Annotated in this window: 24 protein-coding genes and 1 pseudogene; 13 read left to right on the top strand and 12 right to left on the bottom strand. The window is 61.3% G+C overall.

Translation table 11 applies throughout. The features are described 5' to 3' along the window. The first annotated feature begins 70 nt into the window (after positions 1-70). The gene (locus tag ACWF6P_RS14905) at positions 71-208 is read left to right on the top strand and encodes a hypothetical protein (RefSeq protein WP_003945592.1); all 138 of its coding nucleotides are present in this window, start codon (positions 71-73) and stop codon (positions 206-208) included. On the opposite strand, the gene ACWF6P_RS14900 is transcribed toward ACWF6P_RS14905, so the two are convergent. After that, positions 190-951 (bottom strand): SDR family NAD(P)-dependent oxidoreductase, encoded by a 762-nt coding sequence (locus ACWF6P_RS14900; protein WP_452621495.1) that lies wholly within the window; start codon positions 949-951, stop codon positions 190-192. The genes ACWF6P_RS14905 and ACWF6P_RS14900 overlap by 19 nt on opposite strands. A 205-nt stretch (positions 952-1156) precedes the next feature. Here ACWF6P_RS14900 and ACWF6P_RS14895 point away from each other — a divergent pair, with 205 nt between their 5' ends. Beyond that, entirely contained in the window at positions 1157-1285 is a 129-nt protein-coding gene (locus ACWF6P_RS14895) for a hypothetical protein (protein ID WP_003945944.1), read from the top strand. Between the two features lie 109 nt (positions 1286-1394). Here the strand turns inward: ACWF6P_RS14895 and ACWF6P_RS14890 are convergent, their stop codons facing one another. Next, a complete protein-coding gene (locus tag ACWF6P_RS14890; RefSeq protein WP_452621494.1) occupies positions 1395-2240 on the bottom strand; it encodes a glycosyltransferase family 92 protein in 846 nt (281 codons plus the stop codon). A 108-nt stretch (positions 2241-2348) separates the two neighbouring features. Between ACWF6P_RS14890 and ACWF6P_RS14885 the strand changes: the two genes are divergently transcribed. From ACWF6P_RS14885 to ACWF6P_RS14875, 3 genes are all read left to right on the top strand, one after another. Further along, complete coding sequence (locus ACWF6P_RS14885; RefSeq protein WP_042920218.1) at positions 2349-3584, top strand: cytochrome P450; 1236 nt, start codon at positions 2349-2351, stop codon at positions 3582-3584. Beyond that, positions 3581-4144, top strand: a complete 564-nt coding sequence (locus ACWF6P_RS14880; RefSeq protein ID WP_054826166.1) for a TetR/AcrR family transcriptional regulator — start codon at positions 3581-3583, stop codon at positions 4142-4144. Before ACWF6P_RS14885 ends, ACWF6P_RS14880 begins: the two co-directional genes overlap by 4 nt. A gap of 99 nt (positions 4145-4243) precedes the next feature. After that, a complete protein-coding gene (locus tag ACWF6P_RS14875) occupies positions 4244-6157 on the top strand; it encodes an alkyl/aryl-sulfatase (RefSeq protein ID WP_452621493.1) in 1914 nt (637 codons plus the stop codon). Positions 6158-6249: 92 nt separating this feature from the next. On the opposite strand, the gene ACWF6P_RS14870 is transcribed toward ACWF6P_RS14875, so the two are convergent. Beyond that, positions 6250-7362, bottom strand: coding sequence for an NDMA-dependent alcohol dehydrogenase (locus ACWF6P_RS14870; protein WP_452621624.1), 1113 nt, complete (start codon positions 7360-7362; stop codon positions 6250-6252). A 164-nt stretch (positions 7363-7526) separates the two neighbouring features. On the opposite strand from ACWF6P_RS14870, the gene ACWF6P_RS14865 reads away from it, so the two are divergent. Next, complete coding sequence (locus tag ACWF6P_RS14865; protein WP_452621492.1) at positions 7527-8474, top strand: helix-turn-helix domain-containing protein; 948 nt, start codon at positions 7527-7529, stop codon at positions 8472-8474. A 15-nt stretch (positions 8475-8489) separates the two neighbouring features. Here the strand turns inward: ACWF6P_RS14865 and ACWF6P_RS14860 are convergent, their stop codons facing one another. From ACWF6P_RS14860 to ACWF6P_RS14850, 3 genes are read right to left on the bottom strand one after another with little or no spacing between them, the layout of a single operon-like run. Then, a complete protein-coding gene (locus ACWF6P_RS14860; protein WP_003945756.1) occupies positions 8490-9110 on the bottom strand; it encodes an L-threonylcarbamoyladenylate synthase in 621 nt (206 codons plus the stop codon). Between the two features lie 26 nt (positions 9111-9136). Further along, positions 9137-9562, bottom strand: a complete 426-nt coding sequence (locus ACWF6P_RS14855; protein ID WP_452621491.1) for a MerR family transcriptional regulator — start codon at positions 9560-9562, stop codon at positions 9137-9139. 35 nt (positions 9563-9597) lie between these two features. Continuing rightward, complete coding sequence (locus tag ACWF6P_RS14850; protein WP_452621490.1) at positions 9598-11097, bottom strand: SulP family inorganic anion transporter; 1500 nt, start codon at positions 11095-11097, stop codon at positions 9598-9600. 296 nt (positions 11098-11393) lie between these two features. On the opposite strand from ACWF6P_RS14850, the gene ACWF6P_RS14845 reads away from it, so the two are divergent. The 4 genes from ACWF6P_RS14845 (at position 11394) to ACWF6P_RS14830 (ending at position 14954) form a co-directional block, all read left to right on the top strand. Continuing rightward, positions 11394-12608, top strand: a complete 1215-nt coding sequence (locus tag ACWF6P_RS14845; RefSeq protein WP_378547457.1) for an Ig-like domain-containing protein — start codon at positions 11394-11396, stop codon at positions 12606-12608. A 55-nt stretch (positions 12609-12663) separates the two neighbouring features. Next, on the top strand, positions 12664-13782 hold the full coding sequence (locus ACWF6P_RS14840) for an Ig-like domain-containing protein (RefSeq protein WP_452621489.1): 1119 nt from the start codon (positions 12664-12666) through the stop codon (positions 13780-13782). Between the two features lie 286 nt (positions 13783-14068). Continuing rightward, on the top strand, positions 14069-14437 hold the full coding sequence (locus tag ACWF6P_RS14835) for a hypothetical protein (protein WP_378535539.1): 369 nt from the start codon (positions 14069-14071) through the stop codon (positions 14435-14437). Positions 14438-14783: 346 nt separating this feature from the next. Next, positions 14784-14954, top strand: a complete 171-nt coding sequence (locus ACWF6P_RS14830; protein WP_378535541.1) for a hypothetical protein — start codon at positions 14784-14786, stop codon at positions 14952-14954. 46 nt (positions 14955-15000) lie between these two features. Here ACWF6P_RS14830 and ACWF6P_RS14825 read toward each other — a convergent pair. From ACWF6P_RS14825 to ACWF6P_RS14815, 3 genes and pseudogenes are all read right to left on the bottom strand, one after another. Further along, positions 15001-15744, bottom strand: a pseudogene (locus ACWF6P_RS14825) (HNH endonuclease family protein); the annotation flags it as partial. A gap of 78 nt (positions 15745-15822) precedes the next feature. Further along, positions 15823-16188, bottom strand: coding sequence for a pyridoxamine 5'-phosphate oxidase family protein (locus tag ACWF6P_RS14820; protein ID WP_378634925.1), 366 nt, complete (start codon positions 16186-16188; stop codon positions 15823-15825). 111 nt (positions 16189-16299) lie between these two features. Next, positions 16300-16668, bottom strand: coding sequence for a hypothetical protein (locus ACWF6P_RS14815; protein ID WP_378448756.1), 369 nt, complete (start codon positions 16666-16668; stop codon positions 16300-16302). 704 nt (positions 16669-17372) lie between these two features. Between ACWF6P_RS14815 and ACWF6P_RS14810 the strand changes: the two genes are divergently transcribed. After that, complete coding sequence (locus ACWF6P_RS14810) at positions 17373-17843, top strand: hypothetical protein (RefSeq protein ID WP_378535545.1); 471 nt, start codon at positions 17373-17375, stop codon at positions 17841-17843. A gap of 7 nt (positions 17844-17850) precedes the next feature. Here ACWF6P_RS14810 and ACWF6P_RS14805 read toward each other — a convergent pair whose 3' ends face one another. From ACWF6P_RS14805 to ACWF6P_RS14795, 3 genes are all read right to left on the bottom strand, one after another. Beyond that, positions 17851-18774 (bottom strand): DUF2797 domain-containing protein, encoded by a 924-nt coding sequence (locus ACWF6P_RS14805; protein ID WP_452621488.1) that lies wholly within the window; start codon positions 18772-18774, stop codon positions 17851-17853. Positions 18775-18866: 92 nt separating this feature from the next. Further along, positions 18867-19529: a DUF305 domain-containing protein gene (locus ACWF6P_RS14800; protein ID WP_452621487.1), complete on the bottom strand. Its 663-nt coding sequence runs from the start codon at positions 19527-19529 to the stop codon at positions 18867-18869. Continuing rightward, complete coding sequence (locus tag ACWF6P_RS14795) at positions 19526-21091, bottom strand: LVIVD repeat-containing protein (protein WP_452621486.1); 1566 nt, start codon at positions 21089-21091, stop codon at positions 19526-19528. The genes ACWF6P_RS14800 and ACWF6P_RS14795 overlap by 4 nt, the downstream gene beginning before the upstream one ends. A 178-nt stretch (positions 21092-21269) precedes the next feature. On the opposite strand from ACWF6P_RS14795, the gene ACWF6P_RS14790 reads away from it, so the two are divergent. Continuing rightward, positions 21270-21857 carry a TetR family transcriptional regulator gene (locus tag ACWF6P_RS14790; protein ID WP_452621485.1) on the top strand — a complete coding sequence of 196 codons (588 nt, stop codon included), beginning with the start codon at positions 21270-21272 and terminating at the stop codon, positions 21855-21857. A 45-nt stretch (positions 21858-21902) separates the two neighbouring features. Continuing rightward, the gene (locus tag ACWF6P_RS14785; protein WP_452621484.1) at positions 21903-23039 is read left to right on the top strand and encodes a GIY-YIG nuclease family protein; all 1137 of its coding nucleotides are present in this window, start codon (positions 21903-21905) and stop codon (positions 23037-23039) included. Positions 23040-23097 lie beyond the last annotated feature (58 nt).

Below are 23097 nucleotides of genomic sequence, written 5' to 3'. Positions count from 1 at the left end.
GCCGCTTTCCGACGGCCGTGGCGCGCGTCCGGCGGAGGTCGGTTCGGGCATACTGAAAACCATGTGGTGGATGGTCGGGCTCATTGTTCTGGCCGCGCTGGTTTTGGCATCCGTTCTGGTCGGTTTCGTTTTCCGCCGCCCGATCGCCGAAGCCAAGTCGGCGGTGCTTGCCTTCGACGACGCCAGCTCTCAGCCCCAGCGCGACTGACCACCGTCGAGCGGAATTGTTGCTCCAGTCAGATACGCGGCATCCGGGCCGACCAGGAAAGCCACCGCGGTGCCGATGTCCGTCTCGCAGTCTCCGATCCTGCGGAGCGGAATACCGGCAACAAAAGCGGCAGCCTCTTCCGGGCGTGCATCTGCCCAACGCTGCAGCCCCGGCGACGACGCGTGGGGAGCAACCGCGTTGACCCGGATCCCGTCGACGCCCCATTCGCATGCTGCCGCGTGACTGAGGGCTCGGACGGATTCCTTCACGGCCGCGTACCCGCCGTAGCCGGCAGCGTCCCAGCGGACGGCCACGGAACTGACCATGTTGATGATCGCCCCGCCGCCGCGCTCCTTCATGAACGGGTAGCACGCTTGCATTGTTCGCAGCGTCGCGACGGGGCCCGACGTCAGTCCGTCGGCAAGGCGCTCCGGAGTGAGGTCGAGGATGTTGCCGAGCGGGTTGAGGCTGGCGTTGTTGATCAGAATGTCGACGCCGCCGAACAGTTCCACCGTTCGCGCCACGGCTCCGGTGATGGAATCCGCGTCGGCGATATCCATGAGCACCGGTTCGGCACGGCCTCCGCGTTCGGCGATCTCGTTACATGTGACGACGAGTTTCGACTCAGTGCGGCCCGCGACCGCGACGGAAGCGCCCTCCTTGGCGAGCGCAAACGCAACTCCCTGGCCGACGCCTTGCCCTGCGCCAGTGATCAGGGCCACTTTTCCATCCAACTTGCCCACTGCTGTTCTCCTGCTCGTCATTTAGCGGTTGTCGAATAGTTGTCCGCTCCGTGCAATATTTGTCTCGGCGTCCTGCTGGGCGAGATGTGATCTACATCCCACTTGGTGGTACGACTTTTAAAATCGGGCGTCTTACAGATAATGTGAGCGCCGTTACACACCTGGCGCGAGGCACGCGCACACATTCCATGATGAGGAGATAGACATGGGTTCCACAGCAGACGACCTCAAGGCTTGGGAAGCAATCGGCAAGGGCATCGGCGGAGTTGCCGGTCTCTTCGCTGGTGTTATCGCAATCATTTCTGCAGTCACCGCTGCACAGTCGCTTTCCTGATCCGTTTTTCGGATAGGTAGCACTCCGGCCCGCGACCTGAAGGCAATGCCTTCGTGGACGCGGGCCGGAGGTTTATCCGAACATGAATACCTGTGCCTTGCAGGCACATTCATTTTTGTGATACGTCAATCGTTGCCGGAACATCCACGCCTTCTTCGTAGACCTGAGGTCCGAAGTTCGGCAACGGAGTGAAGTCGAGTGTCGCTTCCGAACCGCGGTAGTGGCGGAAGTAGTACAGCGATCTGTCTGGCCGGACCAAAGTGTCGGGTTCGGTTGTCTTCCAGGCCCAGTGGACGTCCGCTCGAACAATCTCCGACAGCCTCAGTATGTTCTTGCAACCGTGGCTTTGTAGCCCAAGGCATTTGAGCGTGTCGACGTCTCGTAGCTGCCCATCGCGCGTCCACCTGGATTCGTAGACCAGCGCATCGAGAACAACTCGGTGCGAATCGTCTCGAGTAACGCCGCCGAGTAGTACCTCCCAGTCCAATCCTGGTGCGTGTTGGAGGTATTCGTCCGCGTCGATGAATGCTGCCCAGGCGACGGTGTCGCGGTATCGGATCACGTAATCGACGTAGGCCTCCACCTGTCCGTGCACGATCCGACCGTCCGCGTCGCGCGGTTGCCAATCGATGATCGTCACCGGAAGATCTTGCAGTTCTTTGCGGAATGCGACCTGAACTTCACTGTCCGACATCGATCGGGTGAAGGCGCCGTAAGAGTTGCCTCTCTTGTCCTCGCTGCGGCCGTGCCAACGGTTGAGACTGAATGCGCTTGTCTTGCGGGTGGACCCGACGGAGCCGGTGTTGTCGTAGAGAACAACCTCCCAGCCTTGTTCGATGTGGTGCAGGCACCAGTCCCTGATGAAGGGGAGATGTTCGCGGGGGAGCAGGACCGCAACCACGGCGCGGCGCCCGGCGTCAGAGCTGTTCGGATGATTCTTCGGATCCGTGATCACCCGACACACGATAGTGCTCTGCGTGGATGCGAGTTACGCAATGCCGCTCGTACGAACGGTTGATCGTAGAACGTTGACACATTCGACTATTTGTCTCATAGTCGAGTCATGACAACCTCTGTGTCACATTCGCCACGGTTTGTACCTTCCACCGGGGAGTCCTGGCGTTCGCCCTGGGCCATGTACGACGCATTGCGCGAGAACGACCCGGTGCACAACGTTGTGCCGGAAGCTGCGCCGCAGGACGACTACTGGGTGCTCACCCGTCACGAAGACGTCTACAACGCCGCTCGCGACTACGAGACGTATTCGTCGGCAAAGGGATTGACCACTGTCTACGGTGAACTCGAACAGATCGGGATGCAGGACAATCCGCCGTTCGTGATGCAGGATCCGCCAGTGCAGTCGGAGTTCCGGCGCATGGTGTCGAAGGGTTTCACTCCGCGTCAGGTCTCGGCGGTCGAGCCGATGGTCCGCGAATTTGTCGTCGAACGTATCGAGGCGTTGAAAGCGCGTGGCAGCGGCGATATCGTCGTCGAGCTCTTCAAACCGTTGCCGTCGATGGTTGTCGCACACTATCTGGGTGTGCCGGAATCGGACCGTGACCAGTTCGACGGCTGGACCGAAGCCATTGTTGCTGCCAATTCGGCAGGTGGTGTGGCCGCGGCAGCGACGACGGCGCAGGCCGCCACCGGTGAGCTGATGATGTACTTCGCTTCGCTGATCGAACGCCGCAAGGTCGAACCGGGTGACGACACGATTTCGCACCTACTCGCCGCTGGACTCGGTGAAGACGGCGACATGTCCGGCCTGCTGTCGATTCTGGGCTTTGCCTTCACCATGGTGGCCGGTGGAAACGACACCACGACAGGAATGCTGGGTGGTTCGGTGGCGATGCTGACCGAACGCCTCGACCAGCGTCAGATCCTGCTGGACGATCCCGCGTTGATCACCGACGCGGTCGACGAGTTGCTTCGACTCACCTCGCCGGTCCAAGGACTGGCACGCACCACGACGCGAGATGTGGCCTTGGGCGGCAAAGTGATTCCGGCAGGACGTAAGGTTCTGCTGATGTACGGTGCGGCCAATCGTGATCCCGAGAAGTACGGACCCGACGCGGCGGAGTTGGACGTCTTGCGTCGACCGCAGAAGATCCTCACCTTCAGCCATGGCGCCCACCATTGTCTGGGCGCATCGGCAGCTCGAATGCAGGCGCGAGTTGCTTTGGAAGAGTTGCTTTCCCGGATTCCCGACTTCCATGTCGACATCGACGCGATGCAATACGCGCCGGGCAACTACGTGCGCCGTCCGCTCTCGGCTCCGATGTCGGTGACTCGGCCATGAGTAACGACTGGCTCGGCGAGGGGCGCGCCTTGGCGGCAGCCGAGAAGATCCTCGACAGCGCGGCACAATTGTTCGTCGCGAAAGGCGTCAACGCGGTCGGTATGGCGGAGATAGCCTCTGCTGCAGGATGTTCTCGGGCCACTCTGTATCGGTACTTCGAGAATCGGCAGGCTCTTCACATTGCGTTCGTTCACCGCGAAGCTCGCAGGCTGGGAACTGCGATCGCGGAATCGGTAGCGACCATCGACGATCCGAGTGAGCGTCTGGAGACGGCCATACTCACTGCAGTGTCCGCGGTGCGTAGCACTCCGACGTTGGCTGCATGGTTCACCCCGGGTGATGCGAGTCTTGCCGGTGAACTTGCCAATTCATCCGACGTCATCAACGGACTTGGTGTCGCGATGCTGGGTGAACTCGGAGCAGGCACAGCGTCGCGGGCGCGCTGGATCGTGCGGGTGATTCTCTCGCTGCTCATGGTGCCGGGGGCGGACGAGAACGACGAGCGGACGTTGGTGCGTGAGTTCGTCGTTGCGCTGTTGATTGCTGGACGGGCCACCTGATCATCCCTTCCGGGTGATGTGCGAGGGCTGCGTGGGGATCGAGGATGAACCGATATCCCGACACAGGTCACCGCGAGTTCCCGAGGAGCGTAAGAGAAGATGACTACACCGTCCGAACTCGACCCCAAGCCCGCCACCGAAGCGACTCGCCTGGCAAACGCCCAGGTTCTCCGTGACCTTCCTTTCGACGACACCTTCGACTTCGAACTGATTTCTCGAGGTCTCGTGGCACCGCTCATCGATGGCGGACTGGTCAAAGGTGACAAAGGGCAGTTCATCTTCTCGTACGACGCCTACGGGTTCGCCGACGGCGATGCACCGGATACCGTCAACCCGAGTCTGTGGCGCCAAGCCACTTTGATGGGAAAGGGCGGTGGACTGTTCAAGCTGGCTGATCGTCTGTATCAGGTGATCGGCCAGGACTTGTCGAACACGACGATCATCGAGGGCGACACCGGGTTGATCATCGGTGACACTCTGATGTCCGCGGAAACAGCCGCTCTCGCGCTGGAGTTGTACTACCAGCACCGCCCGAAGGTTCCGGTTAAGGCAATCATCTTCACGCACTCCCACGGCGATCACTTCGGCGGTGTCAAAGGATTTGTCACCGACGAAGAGATCGAGTCCGGTGCCGTAAAGGTCTACGCACCAGACAGTTTCACGGAGGAAGCGATTTCCGAGAACGTACTTGCCGGCACGGCGATGACACGTCGCGGAATGTACATGTACGGATCGTTCCTGCGTCCGGGGCCACAAGGGCAGGTATCCGGTGGTCTCGGCCTGTCCACTTCGCACGGCACTTCGACGTTCGCCGTGCCTACCGACGTCATCACCGAACCGGTGCACGAAGAGGTCATCGACGGTGTGCGCGTGACGTTCATGCTCGCGCCGGGAACCGAAGCACCATCCGAAATGCTCTTCTATTTACCAGATTTCAAGGCGCTCGGTTCGGCTGAGGACGTCACACACACGATGCACAATCTATACACGTTGCGCGGCGCCAAGACTCGCGACGCGAAGGCCTGGTCGCATTACGTTCGTCTGGCGATGGAGCTCTTCCCCGACGTCGAAATCATTTTTGCGCAGCATCATTGGCCCACGTGGGGCAATGAGAAGATTCGCAAGCTCATGTCGGATCAGGCAGACCTGTACAAGTATCTCCACGACCAGACGTTGCGTCTTGCCAACAAGGGACTGACACCCGTCGAGATCGCCGACCAGATCGAGGTGCCCGACGCCATCGGAAAGCAGTGGTACAACCGCGGGTACTACGGCTCGCTCAGCCACAACGTCAAGGCGATCTACACCTTCTATCTCGGTTGGTTCGACGGCGTTCCCGCTCACCTCAATCCTCATCCGCCGGTGGAGAACGGCAAGCGGTACGTCGAAGCCGTCGGTGGACCGGACGCGCTCCTGACGAAGGGCAAGCAGGCGTTCGATGCCGGCGACTACCGCTGGGCGGCGGAGTTGGTGAACCATCTGGTCTTCGCCGATCCGAGCAATCAGAAAGCGCGAGAGTTGTTGGCGGACACGTACGAACAGCTCGGCTACCAGGCCGAGAACGGTACGTGGCGCAACTTCTACCTGGTCGGAGCGATGGAATTGCGGCATCCGCTGGCACCGATGCCGTCCAACAACCCCACCGGCCCGGCCGTTGTCGCAGTGATGCCACTCGAGCAGATGCTGGACTTCTGGGCGGTTCGCCTCGACGGCCCGAAGGCCGCCGACGTCGACCTGTCGTTGCGATTCGTATTGTCGGACACTGCCGACAACGTCCTGGTGACAGTGCGCAACGGCGTGCTGAACTACGACACGGACAAGGCAGATGCGTCGGCCTCCCTGACTCTGACCTTGACCCGTGCGGTGTTCAACGAGGTGTATCTGGGGACGACCTCACTTACCGAATCCATCACCACCGGAACGGCAACGGCGGTGGGCGATCAGTCCGAACTGGAGACGTTCATCTCGCTGCTGGAGGATTTTGATCTGTGGTTCGATATCGTCACGCCGTGACAGGTGCGCGGAGTCACGCCGTGACAGGTGCGCGGAGTCACGCCGTGACAGGTGCGCGGAGTCACGCCGTGACAGGTGTGACTGATCGGTGATCAGTGTTCGTGAATGATGACTCCGCGCATGATCTTTCCCGACTTCATGTCGTCGTAGCCCTGGTTGATGTCTTCGAGGTGGTACTCGGTGGTGACCATTTCGTCGAGCTTCAACAGCCCGGCTTCGTAGAGGTTGAGTAGTCGGGGAATGTCGGCGCGAGGGTTACATTCGCCGAACAGGCTTCCGCGGAGCTGTTTTTGGAACAGGGTCATTTCGGCGAGGTGCAACTGTGTGTCGGTGGCGCCCATCGGTGAGACCGCCGTCAAAACCACGCGCCCACCCTTGCGGATCAGTCCGACCATCGGCTGGATCATGTCGCCGCTCGCCACCCCGACGGTCAGGATCGCGACGTCAGCCATGACACCCCAGGTCAATTCGTTGACCAGGGTCATGGCTTCGTCGATCGACGAAGCGAAGTGTGTTGCTCCGAGAGTCTCGGCCATGGCTTTCTTGTCCGGCGAGATGTCGACTGCCACGATGTGCCTCGCGCCTGCGATTTTCGCTCCTTGGAGGGCACTTCCACCTATCCCACCGATTCCGACGACGACCACGGAGTCGCCTGGCGAGACCTCTCCGGTGTTGACGGCAGATCCCCAACCGGTGGTGACTCCGCAACCGACGAGGCAGGCCTTCTCGAGGGGAATCCATTTGTTGATCTTCACGACCGACGCTTCCGGCACAACCGTGTAATTGCCGAAAGTGCCCAGAAGCGAGAAGGTTCCGACGTCCTTCCCGCGTGCTGCCGCGCGGTACGTTCCGTCGACCTGCGCGCCGGCCATCAGAATGGCGCCGAGGTCGCAGAGGTTGCTCTGTCCGACTGCGCACCAGCGGCAGCGTCCACACGAGGGAATGAACGAGAGGACGACGTGATCGCCCACCTCGACGTCTCTCACGCCGGGGCCGACCTTCTCCACTATGCCCGCGCCTTCGTGGCCACCGATCACGGGGAGCGGGACTGCCAGATCACCGGTCACTGCATGATCGTCGGAGTGGCACATTCCGCTGGCGACCACTTTGATCAGGACTTCTCGTTCTTTCGGATCTGCGAGCTCGATCTCCTCGACACTCCACGGTGTGTTGTGCTCCCACAGCACTGCTGCCTTCGCCTTCATCGACATTCCCTTCGAGCGTGCTTCGCGGCGCAGTGTCTTCTCGTCTGCTCCTGGACACATGCTGTCTCTCGCCGGGGGCCTCGGTCATGCATCTGCGCGCCACGGTCTGGTGTTTTCGTGCCGTTTCCGTCGACCCCTGAAGTGAATCTGCGCTAATCTAAGTTGTGGTTGTCGTCGGGTCGGAACAGAAGGCTGCCGAGGGCATTCCTGCCGGCATGTGGGGCCAATGGTGGGAATCTCGTCTGAGAGAGGAATTTGTTCCCCTCGACGTAAAGGTGTCCCGTTCGGATCTCCGCGAGAGATTCACCGCATCGGTGCGGAGGCGCTCGCTGGACGACTTCGGTCTCGTCGATCTCAGTTGTGATCCGTGCGCAGGAAAGCGAACACCAACTCAGGTATCCGACGCGACCGAAGACTGGGTGGTGCTGATCGCAATCCAGTCTGGACGCGAAGCGTTGACGAGAGCAGGTGAGACGACTCTCGTGGGCGCTGGTGACGTAGTTCTGTGGGATACGCACAATCAAGCCGAGTTCGAGGTGCTGGAGTCGGTTCGTTCGATCAATCTGCTGATTCCGCGCACAGCCCTGGCAGAAGTATCGGGTCGACAGTGGCCGGCCTTCGGCGGCGCGTTGGAACGGAACTCGCCGTCAGTGCGTTTGTTGGTTTCCTACCTGTCGATGCTGGCCGATTCGCTGGATGAACTTCCTGAATCTGCGGTATCGGCGGCCAGAAATGCCACCCTCGAGCTGTTCGATGGTGCGGTGAGCAGGAGAACTGATGATGCATCCGGTTCTGCCGCGCTGCGCCTGTCGATCGACGCCTGGATCGACGGGCACCTGAGCGATCCGGCGTTGTCGTTGACCTCTGTTGCCGACGCACATGCGGTCTCTGCCCGCACGGTCCAGCGAGTGTTCGGCCGCTCCGGCGAGACGTTCAACGGAACGGTACGGGCGAGGCGGTTGGCCAGGGCGCGCGAGGACTTGCGTCGAACGAACTGCTCGATCACCTCGATCGCCACTCGGTGGTGTTTCTCCGACGCGAGCCACTTCTCGCGACTGTTCAAAGAACGGTTCGGGACTTCTCCGGCGGCCTTCCGCTCTCGAAGAACGTGAATCCGACCTCGACGGTTACTCGAAACGAGAAGGGTCTCCGGCGCCGACGCGCACGATCTCGGGGACACCGGACGAATAGTCGACGACCGTGGTGGGTTCGGTTCCGCAGTCACCCGAGTCGATGACCGCGTCGAGCTGGTGGTCGAGTTCTTCCTTGATCTGCCAGCCGTCTGTCATCGGCTCCTCGGCGCCGGGCAGCAGAAGGGTGCTGGAGAGAATCGGCTCACCCAGTTCCTGCAGGAGCGCACGCACTACCGGGTGGCTGGGAATGCGCACTCCGACGGTCTTCTTCTTGGCGTGTGCCAGCCGCCGCGGGACTTCCTTCGTGGCGGGAAGGATGAACGTGTATTGGCCCGGGGTGGCCGCTTTCACCGCGCGGAACGCCGAGTTGGTGACGTGGACGAAATGCCCGAGCTGCGCGAAGTCGGCACAGACGAGCGTGAAATGGTGATCCGACCGCAGATGACGGATCTCGCGGATCCGATCGGTGCCCGAGTGATTGTCCATTCGGGCGCCCAAGGCGTAGCAGGAATCGGTGGGGTAGGCGATGACCGCGTCGTTGCGCAGCATTTCGACGATCTGGCTGATCGCGCGCGGCTGCGGGTTTTCGGGATGTACGTCGAAGTATCGGGCCATCAACCCAGCTTAGTTCAGGCCGCAGATCACGAATGCCGTTCACCGTTCAGACTGTGGTCGGCGAGCAATCCCGTCAGTTCTTCGGCGTAGGCGAGTTGCTTACGTAAGTGTATGCAGCTTTCTTCCGCTCGGGTATGGCAGGCGGTGACGAATTCGGTTGCACCGGTTCGCATTGACGCGTCCGAACCCTCGTCACCGAGCACTGCCAGAGAATCGAGGAGTTGTTTCATTTCTTCGAGACTGAATCCGAGCGGCTTCATTCGTCGGATCACCAGTAGCCGCTGGACGTCGGCTTCGGTGTACAGGCGGAAACCTCCGGCGCTCCGCTCGGACGGGGTCACCAGACCGACCTCGTCGTAATGACGGATCGTCTTGATCGACAGTTCGGTGCGCTCGGCAACCTGACCGATCTGCATGTTCTGCCCCTGGCCTGTGTGTTCCGGCTCAGACATCACTCCCACTTTCGTCGCGCTCGGCCTCCATCCTCTCAGTGACCGTCGCCCAGACGACCGGACAGGCGCAGATGGCGCTCGGCCGACGCGCCGTCGAGGCCCACGATCTCGACCTTCTTGCCTCTGGCCGCGTACTTGGTGGTGATGGCGTCCAGAGTCGCCACGGTCGACGCGTCCCAGATATGAGACTCGGAGAGATCGATGACAACGTTCTTCGGGTCGCCGGTGTAGTCGAACTGGTAGATCAGATCGTTGCTCGATGCGAAGAACAACTCGCCTCGAACCGCATAGACACGGGTGTCCTCGTCCGGATGCGCTACGTCGACAACTTCGGTGAGGTGCGCGACGCGGCGGGCGAAGATCACCATCGCGGCAATCACTCCGACGATCACTCCGTAGGCGAGATTATGGGTCGCGACGGTGACAGCCACGGTGACCAGCATGACCGTTGTTTCGCCGATCGGCATGCGGCGCAGTGTCTTCGGATTGATGCTGTGCCAATCGAAAGTGCCGACCGAGACCATGATCATGACGGCCACCAATGCGGCCATCGGAATCAACGCCACGACGTCGCCGAGGCCGACCACGAGTATCAGCAGGAACACGCCGGCGAGGAAGGTCGAGATCCGAGTGCGAGCGCCGGAGACCTTCACGTTGATCATGGTCTGGCCGATCATCGCGCACCCTCCCATGCCTCCGAAGAAGCCGGTGACGATGTTCGCGACGCCTTGGCCCCACCCTTCTCGGGTCTTGTTCGAGTGGGTATCCGTGACGTCGTCGACGAGCTTGGCGGTCATCAACGATTCCAGGAGTCCGACGAGCGCCATGGCCAACGCGTACGGAGCAATGATCGACAGTGTGTGCATTTCCAGAGGGACGTCGGGGAACAGTAGCGTCGGCAGGCTCGACGGAAGTTCGCCCTCGTCGCCGACGTCGGGAACATCGAATGCGAAAACGACTGTGGCGGCGGTCAGTAGCACGATCGCCACCAGCGGAGCCGGGACCGCGTTCGTCAGTTTCGGCAAGAACACGAGAACCAGCAGGGCGATCATCAGGAGTGGGTAGACGAGCCACGGAACATCGATCAGGTGGGGGAGTTGGGCGATGAAGATCAAGATGGCCAGTGCATTGACGAATCCCACCATGACGCTGCGCGGGATGAAACGCATCAACTTTGCGACGCCGAGGAGGCTCAACACGATCTGGAGGAGGCCGGCCAGGAGGACTGTCGCGATCAGGTAGTCGATTCCGTACTCGCGCGTCAGTGGAGCGACGACCAGTGCGACGGCGCCGGTGGCCGCGGAGATCATGGCAGGTCGTCCGCCGACGACGGCGATGGTCACAGCCATCGTGAACGAGGCGAACAGCCCCACCCGCGGATCCACCCCGGCGATGATCGAGAACGAGATCGCTTCGGGGATCAATGCCAAGGCCACGACCAGTCCGGCCAAGACTTCGGTTTTGAGTCGGCGAGGTGACCGAAGCGCGGTTCGTACCGAGTTGTCGATGGTGGATGAAGCGGTGGTTACTGCCATGAGATTCCGTCCTGACGAGGTTCTCAGACTCTACCCTCCCGTAAGGGTAGAGTGTGAACGAGAATTTGACAGCAATGCGAGTGTCGATCGAATTCTATTTCGCTGCAATGAATCTCGATTTTTTCGATTCAGCGGAAAGGGAAGGCTCGCGTTGGCTGTCAGATGTGACGGCCGGTAACCCTTACCAAGTATTTACCTACTGTGTGGTTTTTGTTGATCGAAAACTGGCCAATTCGGGCGTTCGCTCCGTTACAGTTCGGCGGCAAACGTCAATCAGGTTGTTCCGAGAGGACATCATGTCAAAACGCTTACTGAATGCTGCGCTGCTAGCCGGCCTCCTTGCCGGTGGAACCGCGGTGGCCGTGATTCCGGCGACCGCGGCACCCGTTGCAGAAACCACGTCGACAACTTTTCAGGTCACGTGCCGCGCAGTTCCGAGTGCGTTCTCCGGGCCGTCGTCAGACGGAAAGCCTGCCACGGTGCGGGTCTCGGCTCCGTCGGTCGTAGCGCCAGGTCAAGTCTTCGACATCGACGTCGATCCGGGTAGCGTCCAGATCCCGAACGATGTGAGCGGCGCAAGTGTCAAGAAGATCTCACGTCTGAAGATCGATCTTCCGATTCCGGCCAACGCGGAGTTCGTCTCGGCGGTGGTCACCGATCCGGGCAATGTCGTTGCCGGGAAACCTGCTTCGGTGATTCGTGTAAACGAAGACGGCACTCCCACTCCTGACGGCTCGATACTCCGGTTGTCCGGCGCAAACGAAGCGATCGGCAACAGTCCGTCATCGTCGTCGGGAGCGCACGGTGGTCTCGCGATCAATGCTCAGTCCGGTGCCGAGACGAACATCGTCTTTCCGAAGATCAGAATTACCGTGAAGGCCGGGTCTTCCGGCGTGGTCGAGACCAATGTCCGGACCTCGGGCGCTGCAGGTACTTTCGGTGGGCCGGAGTCATTCTTGACCTTCCTCCCTCAGGTCGGTCACTGGCTCGCGGGAACGATCTGGGCGCCTACGTCCTGCTCACCCCGCGACAGCGAGACCGGCCCTCTCAATGCCGGTGCCGGCAGCCTGGCGTCGACAAAAATCGACGGGGACCTGGGACCGGTCGATCCTGAGCCCGGTACCGACATCGTGACCACACTCGAGGGACCGGCTACCGCCGTAACCGGCACCAAAGTGTCCTTCGCTACTCACGTCGAACCGGAAAATGCCACGGGAACAGTCCAGTTCATGGTCGACGGCAAGCCCGCCGGCGAACCGCGGCCGGTGGTTCGCGGTATCGCCCGCCTGGATCTGACCTTCGGTAAGGCCGGAATCAAGTCTGTGACTGCGGTGTTCACCGCTACCGGTGACGAGGCGAAGCACATGTCGGCGGCACACATTCTCACCGTCACCGGCGATTCAACAGGTCCGGTCGATCCTAACCCGACCGATCCGGGCACGCCGGGCGGTCTGGGCAGCCTCGAGTCCGTTCTGCCGCAGCTGCCGACGGGTTCGCTCGGCGGCAAGTGATCACGGATCTACTTCACCGAACACTCGATGCCCGAGTTCTTTTGAAAGGCAATACATGAACCCCCGTTCTCTGGCTGTTTGCGCAGCCGTACCCGCTCTCGCGGCCGGACTCCTCGCTGTGTCCGCGCCGGCAGCAGCAGCATCCGATGCCGTGACTCGTACAGTTTCCTTCGAACACAAGTGCCGGGTCGACGGCGCCACCGATTGGGATTCGTCGTTCTCCGACAACATGGAGGTCACGGCGCCCACATCCGTGCGTCCCGGCGAGCAGTTCACGGTGAAACTCCATCCCGGCACCATGCGTAGTTCGGATTCGGACACCGGTCGAATCAAGTACGACATTGCGCTTCCGCAAGGGGCAACACTGGTTTCGTACTCCCTCGTCGGTGGTTCGTCGTCCAACTTGACCGGCGAAGCTGCGGTACTGCTCCGTGTGGGTGCAGACGGAAATGCGAACGCCACCGGTGAATATTTGCGCATTACCGGGACCAGCAACAAAACTGTCAACGACGGTCCGAGCGCGAACGACAACAAGCCCAAGGAAGGGCTGCAGGTCAAGGCCAACACGGACTTCCGTCTGCCGGCAGTCGAATTGAAACTCGAAGCTCGCTCCGACGAGGGCAATGCGACGACGCACCTGCGCGGAGGGGCTGCGAGCCCGACTATCAAGATCAAAGACACAAGCATGAGCTTCGGCGAGTCCCGATGGGTCAATGCCGCTGGGTATTGTGTTGCTTCGGGCGACGGACGCGGCGCCCTCTCGACTACAGAGGTCTTCTCGACCAACCAGACCGAGACGACGGTCGCTGTCGCACTAGAGGCACTGACGGGCGAAGACGTCAAGATCGCGGCGAGCATCGACCCGAATCCAGGTGAGGGAACAGTCGAGTTCTTCGACGGCGATACCAAGATCGGCAGCGCCGCAGTCGATTCGAATGGCCATGCTGAACTGGTCTGGCCGTTCCGCGACCAGGGCGAGCATCGCATCACCGCAAAGTTTCTGGGTACCAAGAAGTTCAGTTCTTCGGAATCTGCGGACAAGACCGTGACCGTCACCGTGCCTGGTGTCATCGTCGTCGAGCCGGTGGATCCGACGGATCCGGAAACACCGGGCGGAACCGGAAGCCTCGGTGACATCTTCTCGAAGCTGCCGACGGGCTCACTCGGAGGCTGAGTCACCCAAACGGCAGGGGAGCGTCGACGTTTCGGCTCGAATCTGGGTGTGGTCGAATACTGGAATGACAGGTTCGAATCATGTCGAGAGCCGCAACGCCGGCGTTCCCTGTTTTTCTCAATGGGAGTCTCCGTCACGGAAACCGGGCCGGAACCACAAAAGGTAGCTCACCAAAACTCGTGCCCTTTTACTACCGTTGGTTGAAGAACTGCGCGATCCGCGGGTTCTTACATCAACAAGCCTTCGAACTCGCCGCTGCGGTTCAGGTATGAACAAGGTAGGGAAAATGCGCAAGGTTGGTTTGCTCGCGTCCGCTGCGGCAGTAGCTGTCAGTGTGGCAATGATCGGGACGTCTACGGCTTCAGCAGCGCCGGGAAGCATTCCCGGACACGGGCTGTTCGACGTGCCGTGGGAGGTGTTGCCGGGAACCTACACGACTTCTGGACCCGAATCGGCTGACATGCCATGCATTTACGGCCGAGCAAAAGTTGGCGGCGACGGTGAATTGAATGTCCTCGAGTTCGAAAGCACCCTCGAACCGGCGACGGTCACGATTCTCTTGACGGATTCTCGCTTCACCACCGCATATTGCGCTGATTGGAAGAGAGTGTCGTCAATCGGATCGTTGGACCTCGGATCACTTTTCGGGTCATAGACGTCTCCTGGATTGACATGAATATCGGATATGGCTGTTCTTGCCATTTCGACTGAACACTCGGCTCGCGGATGCGCTCGTTCGTCTCGAGTTGCCGACCACTCGTCGCATGAGTCGACGACCAGGGACTTTGGCCCTCGGTATTTACCTACCACTCGGTATATTCTGCGAAGGTACGGACTTCGTGAACCGATGTGAGTTGGCTCCGGGGGACGTGCCGGCCTCGCAGGACCGCCCGCAAAGTCAGCCCGGTGAGGCCACCAGAAGTTCGCGCATTTCGACAGATTGCCGCTGGGTCCGTCCGCTACGAGGGGAGCGGACGGACCTGACAGCACGAGAGAGTGCCATGCCTGAACGTGGTCAAAGCAGAGTGGACGCGGGGATCATCGCCGTTGTCGCGATCGTTACCGGTGTGTTCGTTGCACTGACCGGTCACGGTCTCGTTGCAGCGCTGGCCACCGTGTTGGGGCTCGCGCTCGGAATGGCGATTGTGCGGTATCTGATCAAGGGCCGCTGATCAAGGGCCGCTGATCACTGGACTCTGATCACCGTAAAGAGTTTCAGCAGGTCGTGAGAATGTCGGCGATGGTGTCATGTTCGGCTTGGGTGACCCACAAACCGTATGCCGCTTTGACTTCCACTTGAGCAGTCACGTACTGGCAGCGGTAGGCCTTGTTGGGTGGCAGCCACGACGCCGCGTCGGAATCCGACTTCTTCTGGTTCGTGGGTCCGTCGACAGCGCGCAGGTTTCGAGGGTCGTTGGCGAGATTGGTTCGCGTTTGCGTATCGAGCTGCTGGGCGCCCTTCTGCCAGGCGTCCGAGAGTGCGACAACATGGTCGATCTGGACTGCAGAAGACGTGTCCTGGCCGCGGGTGAAGGAGATGGTCTTGTTCGTGTACGGGTCACGGAGCGTACCGGTTTGGACCGAGCAGCTTTTGGAACCGTCTTTGAATGTCAGGTCGGTGAGGTCACGCCGCAGGATGTCGTTTCGGGTATCGCAGCCGTTGTGGCCGAACTCGACGGTGACGTCGTCGGTCCAGGCGGTACCGAACAGTGCACGGTCGTATCCGGTCTTGGGTGCGCGTCCCTTGATGGGGATCTGTGCCAGCAGTTCAATTGCGGCGGACGAGGGAGCCGAAGTTCCGGCCGATACCGTCGTCGTGACGCCGGATCCGATTCCTGAACCGAGAGAAGATGTTTCGGGTGCATCGGCCTTGGAATTGGCGCAGCCTCCCAGCACGATCACGGCAGCGATGCCGATGGTGACGCCGGTGATGCCGCGCCTGTGATGTGCCGTGCGTGCCATGTGCGAGAGTCCATTTCTTCGAGAGATGAACTACAAGTATGTCATTCGCGACATTTCGGGCTGAACCGGCACCTCCCGTCAGTCCGGTCGAAGTAGCCACCGCTTCACCGGGACGGAGACTAGAACTCGCGGGCCGTCGCGAGTCTCATCTGCGGCGTCCCATCCGTCGTACTTCTTGCCGAAAAGTCGCAGGAGATCACCGAACTCGTCGATGTTGCGATGAATTGTTGCGAGACCCTGTGCGACCCACGGGTCGCGTGTGGAGCCGTCAACCGCCAAGGAGACCCGAGGATCGTCCAGCAAGTTCCGGACCTTCCGATTCCTTTCGGCGCTCGGAATCCAGAATGTGTTCTGACGCAGCAAGAACCAGACCGGAGTCGTGTGCGGCGAGCCGTCAGTTCGAAGGGTGGTCAACCACACGCAAGGAGTGTCCGCGATAGTCACGGTCTCAGTATCGGTGCCCGCCGGAGGTACACAAGTCGACGATGCGAAACAAACAAGGCCCGGTTGTCGCCGTGCGGCGATCTCCGGGCCTTGTCGGGAGGTGTGGAAGCTTCAGATCTCGATCTTGGGGGTCTGTTCGCCCAGCTTGTGGCGAGCGAGTGCCAGGTTCGCACGTGCGCGGTCGAGGACGAGGTACACGAACAGCGTCGAGAGTCCGGGCGTCTCGAGGACACGAATGAGGTGGTACTGGTTGCTCAGGGTGATCAGGATGTCTTCCAGGGTGTCGGTAATCCCCAAGTTACTCATCGTGCGGAGCTTTGCTCGCACAACCTCGGAGTTACCGGCGCCGGCGTACTCGAGGCTGAATGACGGGTTGCCGCTCATGCCGAGAACCATTCCGCTGTCGGCGTCGACGACGGCTACACCGCTGGCACCGTCGATGCGCATCAATTCGCCGAGGATTTTGTCGATGTTGCTCATTACTTCTCCTTGGTTGGGCAGAGCCGCGCGGGGCGACTCCAGGTGATGCTTCGGTGGTGAAGTCATCGGTACATTTCGAGGTGGAATCGTTGGTTGCGGCGTCGGGGGTGGGCCGGGCGGCAACTGTTCAGCCTGTGAGATTTGGGGGCCTGCTCCGCTATGCGCAGATGAGCGGCCGTTCGACGACTCGAATTCGTCGATGCGGTCTGCGGGCAGCCAGCCGTCTCCAGGGGGTGCGTTGAGCGGCCATCGCGTGTCTGTCTCGTAGTCCGGGACCGGCGGCTGGAGTTGTGGATACACCGGCGCGGTCAGTGGTCGCTTATACGGAATCGGTTGACCGCCCCCGTCGGCGACGTTCGCGAACCAGGCGGCGTACCCGGGATCGCTGCGATCGAGGTTTTGCCCGCGATCGTCATCATCCTCCCGGGAACCTCGTCGACGAAAAAGTCCCACTCGTTCCAGCCCCTTAAAGACGAACTCTTTCCGATCGGTGCGTTCCGGATGAACGCGGCAGACCGGACAAACCCACCCGTAGTTACTTTGCAGTTAAATCACCGTAGCATGGGTTTGCGAAGGCGGTATACGGTCCAATACCGCAGACGGGAGGACGAGGCGCTCGGATTCGGCAGGCTGCGCGGGCGATTGTCGCTGATCGGCGATGCCGGTCCGTTCGAACCTCAGTGGCCCTCTGGCATCCTTGAGGGATGAAGAAAACGATCACCGGGTTCATCGGTGCCTGCTCGCTGGTGGCGCTGGTTGCCTGCGGTTCTGACGGAGACAAGCCGACCGAGGTCGGAACACTCACTTCCTCCGCTTCGGCGACCACCACGGCGACGCCGACGGCGTCATCCGAGGCTCCGGCAACGTCGTCGGACATGACTACCGAGGCACCTTCGGTCGAGTCGAGCGCTCCGGTGGAGGTTCCTTCGGACCCGAACGCAAGCTCGGCGCTGCCGCGGACATACGCGCAAGCCTGCGCCGACGTTCTCCGGTACCTCGACGCGTACCAGCCGGCAATCGACCAGTCGGGTGAGGAAATGGGTATGACGCGTGAATCATTGGCAAACGACATGATGACGTCCATCCAGGCTTATCCCGAATGGTCGAGCTTGTCTGCCGACGAGCAGGCCGAGGTCACTCGCGGATTCGCCGCAGCGACCGCAGGAAGCTGCTGACTTACCTTCAGAACAACGATTCCTGAATCGCCACGCCAGGGGATACGAACTCGCCGACGGTGATGGTTCGACCGACCAGTCCGGACACGTCCGCGACAAAGCGTGGTGATTCAGGGTCGGTGTCGATCCGCAGCGATGCGATCGACCCGGCAAGGCCCTCCAAATACAGAGAATGCTCCCCGGACTCGAAAGTGTGCGGATACGCGATCAACGGTGCCGCATCGAAGACTATGTCGGCGCACGCCGGCGCCGTCCATTCTTCGGGAGCCTCCAGGATCTCGATGCCGTCGATGTCCACTCCGATGTCCTTCAACTCGTCTTTGATCGACGATACGAAGTGATGCAACGACTTTCGGATTTTTTCGCGATCCAAAGATCCTGTCAGCGCTTCAATCTTTCGAGACGTACGTATGGCCTGGCTCAAGTGGAACTCTTCCGACACCCGGGCTTCGAGTGAACGGATGCTGTAACCGTCTGTCGACCGTGCGACGAACAACGCGCAGACTGCTCCCTGCTCGGCGACTCGCGGATGCTTGCGGAACTCGGACGCCGTCCCCACCTTCATCTGACCGCCGGCGAATACGTCGACGTAGAGCCATTGTGGTTGTGCGAGGTAGGTACGCACGTTCGGATGAATGTGCGCACCGCTGACGTGTGCCTGATGAACTGTGGTGAACCCCTCACGATTTCGGCACCGATCGCATTGGCGTCCGGCAACGACGGTGGCCCCGCGGTCACACGGCGAGTGGCCTGGACCTTCTGCGGTGAGATCTCGCCACCCGAGGCAACGGCGGCCCTTCGCTTTGTCGACGGAGAATCGCAGTACCGAGTCGTGAGTGAAGAACGTCGTAGCGGAAGTGGTGTCGTCGACGCATCGGATCCGCGGTGCTGTCGGGTTCGACCATTCGATTCCGCGGACGAGCAGGGTCATGATGAAGTGTCGATTCCTTCTGGACGAGGCGTCGTCGCGGTTGGCGCGGTAGTTCGGAGGTCGACACCCATGGTAGTCAGTGCGCGGGCGGGTCAGTGCAGTGGTTGTGCCCCTCGTTGTCCGAGCATCAGTGTCATCAGCCCGGATTCCTGGCTCTGGGTGTTGATCATGTCGCGGGCCGACTGTTTTACCGGTCCACGCTCGAGCAGGGCATCGGCAGCCTGCGCCATGGCGATCCCGCCGCGGTGGTGGCGTTCCATCAGTTGAAGGAACAGAACCTCGGCATCGCTGCCTCGAGCGGCGCCCAATCTCTCGAGTTCCTCGGTCGTAGCCATTCCTGGCATGACCTCGGTGTCGGTGTCGGGCGCAGCGGGTGCCGCGTGATGATGGCCATCGCCAGTACCGCTCGCGGATACTTCCATCCACTCCATCGGCGTTCTACTGTTCGGTGGCACATCCGCCAGTCGGAGCCAACCGAGCATGACACCGATCTCGGTTCGCTGAACATCGTCGATCTGCTGGGCCAGTCTCGTCACCGCCGGGTTCACATCAGGATTCAGACGCGCGAGGATGAAGAGGGCCTGCTGATGGTGTGTCGCCATGTCGTGCACGAATCCGATTTCGGTTTCGCTCAGAACAGCTGTCTGCGTGTGGTTCTCGGGCGCGAACAGGGGACGCAATGCTGCGCCGAGTACGAGCAGCATCAGTGCCGCAGCCACCAGCGCGACGGCTTTGACCGATCGCGTAGCCGTCATGATCCGACAGTCGTTTTCTGGTTCGAGGGCGGTGCGTAGACACCGTTTTCGAGCTGCATGGCAACAAAGCCGTTGTCGGCGCACGTCGCCCACAACGTGGTCCCTCGCCATTCGGGTGGGGAGAAGCACCAATCGGTGGAGATGTCGCCGAGAGCAACCATGCCTGACCGCGAACTCAGCGCTTGGCCGGGGTCGAACTGACCTTGCGCGATCGACTGCGCAATTGCCGGCGTGCTGAGAATGGGTACCCCGATGAGCGAGGCGAGAGCGTGCGGCGAGTTGGCGAGTTGGAGATTGTCGCCGGTTCGGGCGGGTGGGTTGAAGTACGCAATTTCGTGGACGTCAAAGGGATCTCGAACATCGAAAACCCGAATCCCGCTCGAGATCCATCCACACGCCAGCGCCGTCGGGTCGACTGGGCGATCGGCCGAACAGTAGTGCGATTCGTACGCGAACAGGGATCCACCGGCAGCGGACGCCAGTGCAGCGTCCTGATTCTCCGGCAGATTGATCTCGAGCTTCACCGAATTGACGACGGACGGTTCGTTGTCATTCGAGACGTCGATCAATTTGACGCCGCCGGAACCACCCTCGTCGACGGTGAACAGGTACGGCGAACCGTCGTAGGTGACCGGAATGCTGTGTTGGGTGGCCCAGCCGTCGGTCCACGAGAGCTGGGACAGTTGGCGCACTCGCGGATTCGGGACGCGGCGCTGAACCTCACTGATGTCGAGAACATGTATTCCGCCGAGATTGTTCGACAGGTACATGCGATTTCCGTCGGGACTGATGCCGAAGCCGTGGGTCGACAACCCGATGAGGTCCTGCCAGATGACGCGGGGGTTGGCGGGATCGGTGAGATCGACGGCGCTCACAACACCGGGCGCGGTGCCGGAGGACCAGTATGTGTTCCCGTCCGGTGAGAATCCGCCTTCGTGGTTGGTGATGGGCAGCAGCATTCCCAGATCGGTTCCGGGTCCGGGGTTGAGCAGTTTCGGGTGCGCGCAGTCGGAGATGTCGTAGACCGACATCAGGCCGACGCCGGTCAAGAGCGGAACGCCCGTGCCCACCAGCAGCTTTCGTGCGGTGTTGACTTTGAGACTCTCCCACGTTCCGGCGAGCATCGCGGGTTCGGTCAGGGTAGCGGTGAGTGCGGGGTTGGCAGGATTCGATACGTCGAGAACTTGGACACCCTGCGCGGGGCCCAGGAGGTTTCCGGGGAAGAAGCTGCCGACGTACGAGCAGTGTTCGAAGTTGGTGGACGTGATTCCGCCGCCGCGACCCGAGTAGCCGCCGATCTGAGACATGTTGCAGCTGTATCCGTCTCGGCTGCGTCCGCTGTTTCGGTCCTCGGCGGGCACATCGCCCTGCAATCCTGTCTCGGGCATCGAACCGGGCCCGCATTCCGCGCGACTTGCTGCATTCGAGCCGACGCCTGAAGCCTCGAGGATGGAGCCGGGGGCAGCGGCGGGTTCGGCAGCGGCAACACACACCGGAAGGATGGTGATCAATGCGACGAGCGCGATGGCAGATCTGGTTCTGATGGTCGTGAACGATTTCATCGAGTCCAACTCCCGGTGCGGGATTGCCTTTCGTATCTCACGGACAGACGTGCCTCACGGACAGGCAGCACGGAGGGCAGGCGCGTGTTCGAGCGCTCACGACGGTCGGGTCGGGGTGTGAACCGGTGTCGGGCCGCAACCAACCGGACAATGCTGTCCGGTTGGTATCGTAGTGTGCGTGACATCGTCTGGCCGCGTCAATAGCGGATCCCTCAACAGAGGGCCGAGAGATGCGGCGCGCAATCGTGCGGCGCTCATCGCAGCAGCTCGCGAGGTGTTCGCCACTCAGGGTTTTGCTGCTCCGCTCAGCCTGATCGCCCGCACGGCAGGCGTCGGCCAGGGCAGCCTCTACCGGCACTTTCCCACTCGCGAAAGCCTTGCCCTCGCGGTGTTCGACGAGAACATCGTCGAACTGCAAGACCTGGCTGCCGATCCGGATTCGACTCTCGACGATCTTTTTCGTTTGTTGGTCGACCAGATCACCACCTCCATCGTGTTCGTGGAGGTCATCAAGCCCGTCTCCTTCGGCGACTCTCGACTGAATTCGGCAGGCACCCGCCTGACCGATCTCCTCGAAGGACGCCTCGAGGAGGCGCGTCGAGCTGGGAAGATACGCGAGTCCGTCACTGCTGAGGGCGTGATCCTGGCGATCGCCATGTTTGCCGCGATCATGGAACGGACCGCCGAGAGCTCGCGAAGAGAAGTCGCGCACTCGGCGTGGAACCTTCTTGTGCAGGGACTGGCCGGACCGGCAGCGGCGGGCTGAGACGCGTTCGCCTCGCGTCTCGAAGTGATCGCCTAGGCTCGTGCCATGGCTATTGTCTGGACAGTTCCTCGCGCTATCGGCTCCACCCTGCTCGTTGCTCCGTTGATCAAGGAGTTTCTTGTCGAGGGTGACGCCACCCTTGATGCAAAACTGACTGCCGTCGGTACGGTCTCTGCCTCTCTCGAGAAGCAAGTCGGTCGCACGTTCACCTCGATCAGCGCTGCTTCGGCGGCAATCTTTTCCGGTGCTGCCGGCTCCAGTAGCGTGCCCGACGCACTCCGTCTGGCCGTGATGCGCACTCTGTCCACCGAGGTCGTCGTCCGGAAGCCGGCTCCGCAGCCGTTTACCGAAAAGGTCGGGAAGAGGCTGGGGCAGTACGTCTTCGCCCTGCGCGACCCGCGAAACGACCAGATATTCCATGTTGGGCACGGCACGGGAAATCAGGTGTTCGCGCCGGTGTTCGAAGCGCTCGGTGAACTCGCGAACCTCGAAGGTGCGGACGGCCCGGCCGAGGCGAATACTGCAGTGACCGCAGCCAAGATCGCTCGGATCCGCGAAATTTACGACGCAGGTTCGGCGGTGGAGCACTTCGTACTTCTCCGCTCGGTCTCTGCCGCTACCGATTCGGCCGCCACCACGGGAGAGATCGTTCGCGGAATCGCGGAAGCATTGCGGATCACCGACGCGGGAGACGGGCTGACCAACCTCGCTGGCGACACGTCGGACAAGGACACCCGTGCGACCCGCGTCGAGGAACTCGCCTTGCGGTACTCGGCGGATCCCGCGCCGGAACTCCCGACACCGAGCATCGTCCTTCATGTACCGGCATCGGCTCGTCCGGGAGCAACGCCGGAAGAGATCTACGAACTCGCGCGCGCCGAGTGGTCTGCCGGGGCGGCTGTCCGCGCCGAGATCGGCATCCCGGTTCTGGTGTTTGCGGACAGCATCATTCGTGGTGCATTCCGCGCTCAGTCGTGGGAGGTGTCCACGCGCAACGCCGACGGTAGCCAACTGTGGCGGTTCAACGGAACCGTCGACGACGAGCTTGCTGCCAAGTACGTCGGAACGGAAGTCACCCCCCACAACGTCGGCCTGAAGAAGTGGCCCGTCAGTGGTTGGGTCACGCGGTTGACCACCGCCCGCCCAGGTGCGGTTATGCCGGGACCTCGTAAGTCCAAGTAAGGCAACAGTTCCAGGTAGGTAACACTGTGGGGCGGGATCCGACCGGATCCCGCCCCAC

This window comes from Rhodococcus sp. NPDC055024, assembly GCF_053608585.1.
The sequence above is the reverse complement of the archived record's forward strand: the minus strand, read 5'-3'. Positions and strand labels throughout refer to the sequence as shown.

What these genes read in the sequence shown, in the direction of transcription:
- ACWF6P_RS14905 (WP_003945592.1), top strand. Translation starts at nt 71, where the DNA reads ATGGTCGGGCTCATTGTTCTGGCCGCGCTGGTTTTGGCATCCGTTCTG.
- ACWF6P_RS14895 (WP_003945944.1), top strand. Translation starts at nt 1,157, where the DNA reads ATGGGTTCCACAGCAGACGACCTCAAGGCTTGGGAAGCAATCGGCAAG.
- ACWF6P_RS14885 (WP_042920218.1), top strand. Translation starts at nt 2,349, where the DNA reads ATGACAACCTCTGTGTCACATTCGCCACGGTTTGTACCTTCCACCGGG.
- ACWF6P_RS14880 (WP_054826166.1), top strand. Translation starts at nt 3,581, where the DNA reads ATGAGTAACGACTGGCTCGGCGAGGGGCGCGCCTTGGCGGCAGCCGAG.
- ACWF6P_RS14875 (WP_452621493.1), top strand. Translation starts at nt 4,244, where the DNA reads ATGACTACACCGTCCGAACTCGACCCCAAGCCCGCCACCGAAGCGACT.
- ACWF6P_RS14870 (WP_452621624.1), bottom strand. Translation starts at nt 7,362, where the DNA reads ATGAAGGCGAAGGCAGCAGTGCTGTGGGAGCACAACACACCGTGGAGT.
- ACWF6P_RS14860 (WP_003945756.1), bottom strand. Translation starts at nt 9,110, where the DNA reads ATGGCCCGATACTTCGACGTACATCCCGAAAACCCGCAGCCGCGCGCG.
- ACWF6P_RS14855 (WP_452621491.1), bottom strand. Translation starts at nt 9,562, where the DNA reads ATGTCTGAGCCGGAACACACAGGCCAGGGGCAGAACATGCAGATCGGT.
- ACWF6P_RS14850 (WP_452621490.1), bottom strand. Translation starts at nt 11,097, where the DNA reads ATGGCAGTAACCACCGCTTCATCCACCATCGACAACTCGGTACGAACC.
- ACWF6P_RS14845 (WP_378547457.1), top strand. Translation starts at nt 11,394, where the DNA reads ATGTCAAAACGCTTACTGAATGCTGCGCTGCTAGCCGGCCTCCTTGCC.
- ACWF6P_RS14840 (WP_452621489.1), top strand. Translation starts at nt 12,664, where the DNA reads ATGAACCCCCGTTCTCTGGCTGTTTGCGCAGCCGTACCCGCTCTCGCG.
- ACWF6P_RS14835 (WP_378535539.1), top strand. Translation starts at nt 14,069, where the DNA reads ATGCGCAAGGTTGGTTTGCTCGCGTCCGCTGCGGCAGTAGCTGTCAGT.
- ACWF6P_RS14830 (WP_378535541.1), top strand. Translation starts at nt 14,784, where the DNA reads ATGCCTGAACGTGGTCAAAGCAGAGTGGACGCGGGGATCATCGCCGTT.
- ACWF6P_RS14815 (WP_378448756.1), bottom strand. Translation starts at nt 16,668, where the DNA reads ATGAGCAACATCGACAAAATCCTCGGCGAATTGATGCGCATCGACGGT.
- ACWF6P_RS14810 (WP_378535545.1), top strand. Translation starts at nt 17,373, where the DNA reads ATGAAGAAAACGATCACCGGGTTCATCGGTGCCTGCTCGCTGGTGGCG.
- ACWF6P_RS14805 (WP_452621488.1), bottom strand. Translation starts at nt 18,774, where the DNA reads ATGACCCTGCTCGTCCGCGGAATCGAATGGTCGAACCCGACAGCACCG.
- ACWF6P_RS14800 (WP_452621487.1), bottom strand. Translation starts at nt 19,529, where the DNA reads ATGACGGCTACGCGATCGGTCAAAGCCGTCGCGCTGGTGGCTGCGGCA.
- ACWF6P_RS14795 (WP_452621486.1), bottom strand. Translation starts at nt 21,091, where the DNA reads ATGAAATCGTTCACGACCATCAGAACCAGATCTGCCATCGCGCTCGTC.
- ACWF6P_RS14785 (WP_452621484.1), top strand. Translation starts at nt 21,903, where the DNA reads ATGGCTATTGTCTGGACAGTTCCTCGCGCTATCGGCTCCACCCTGCTC.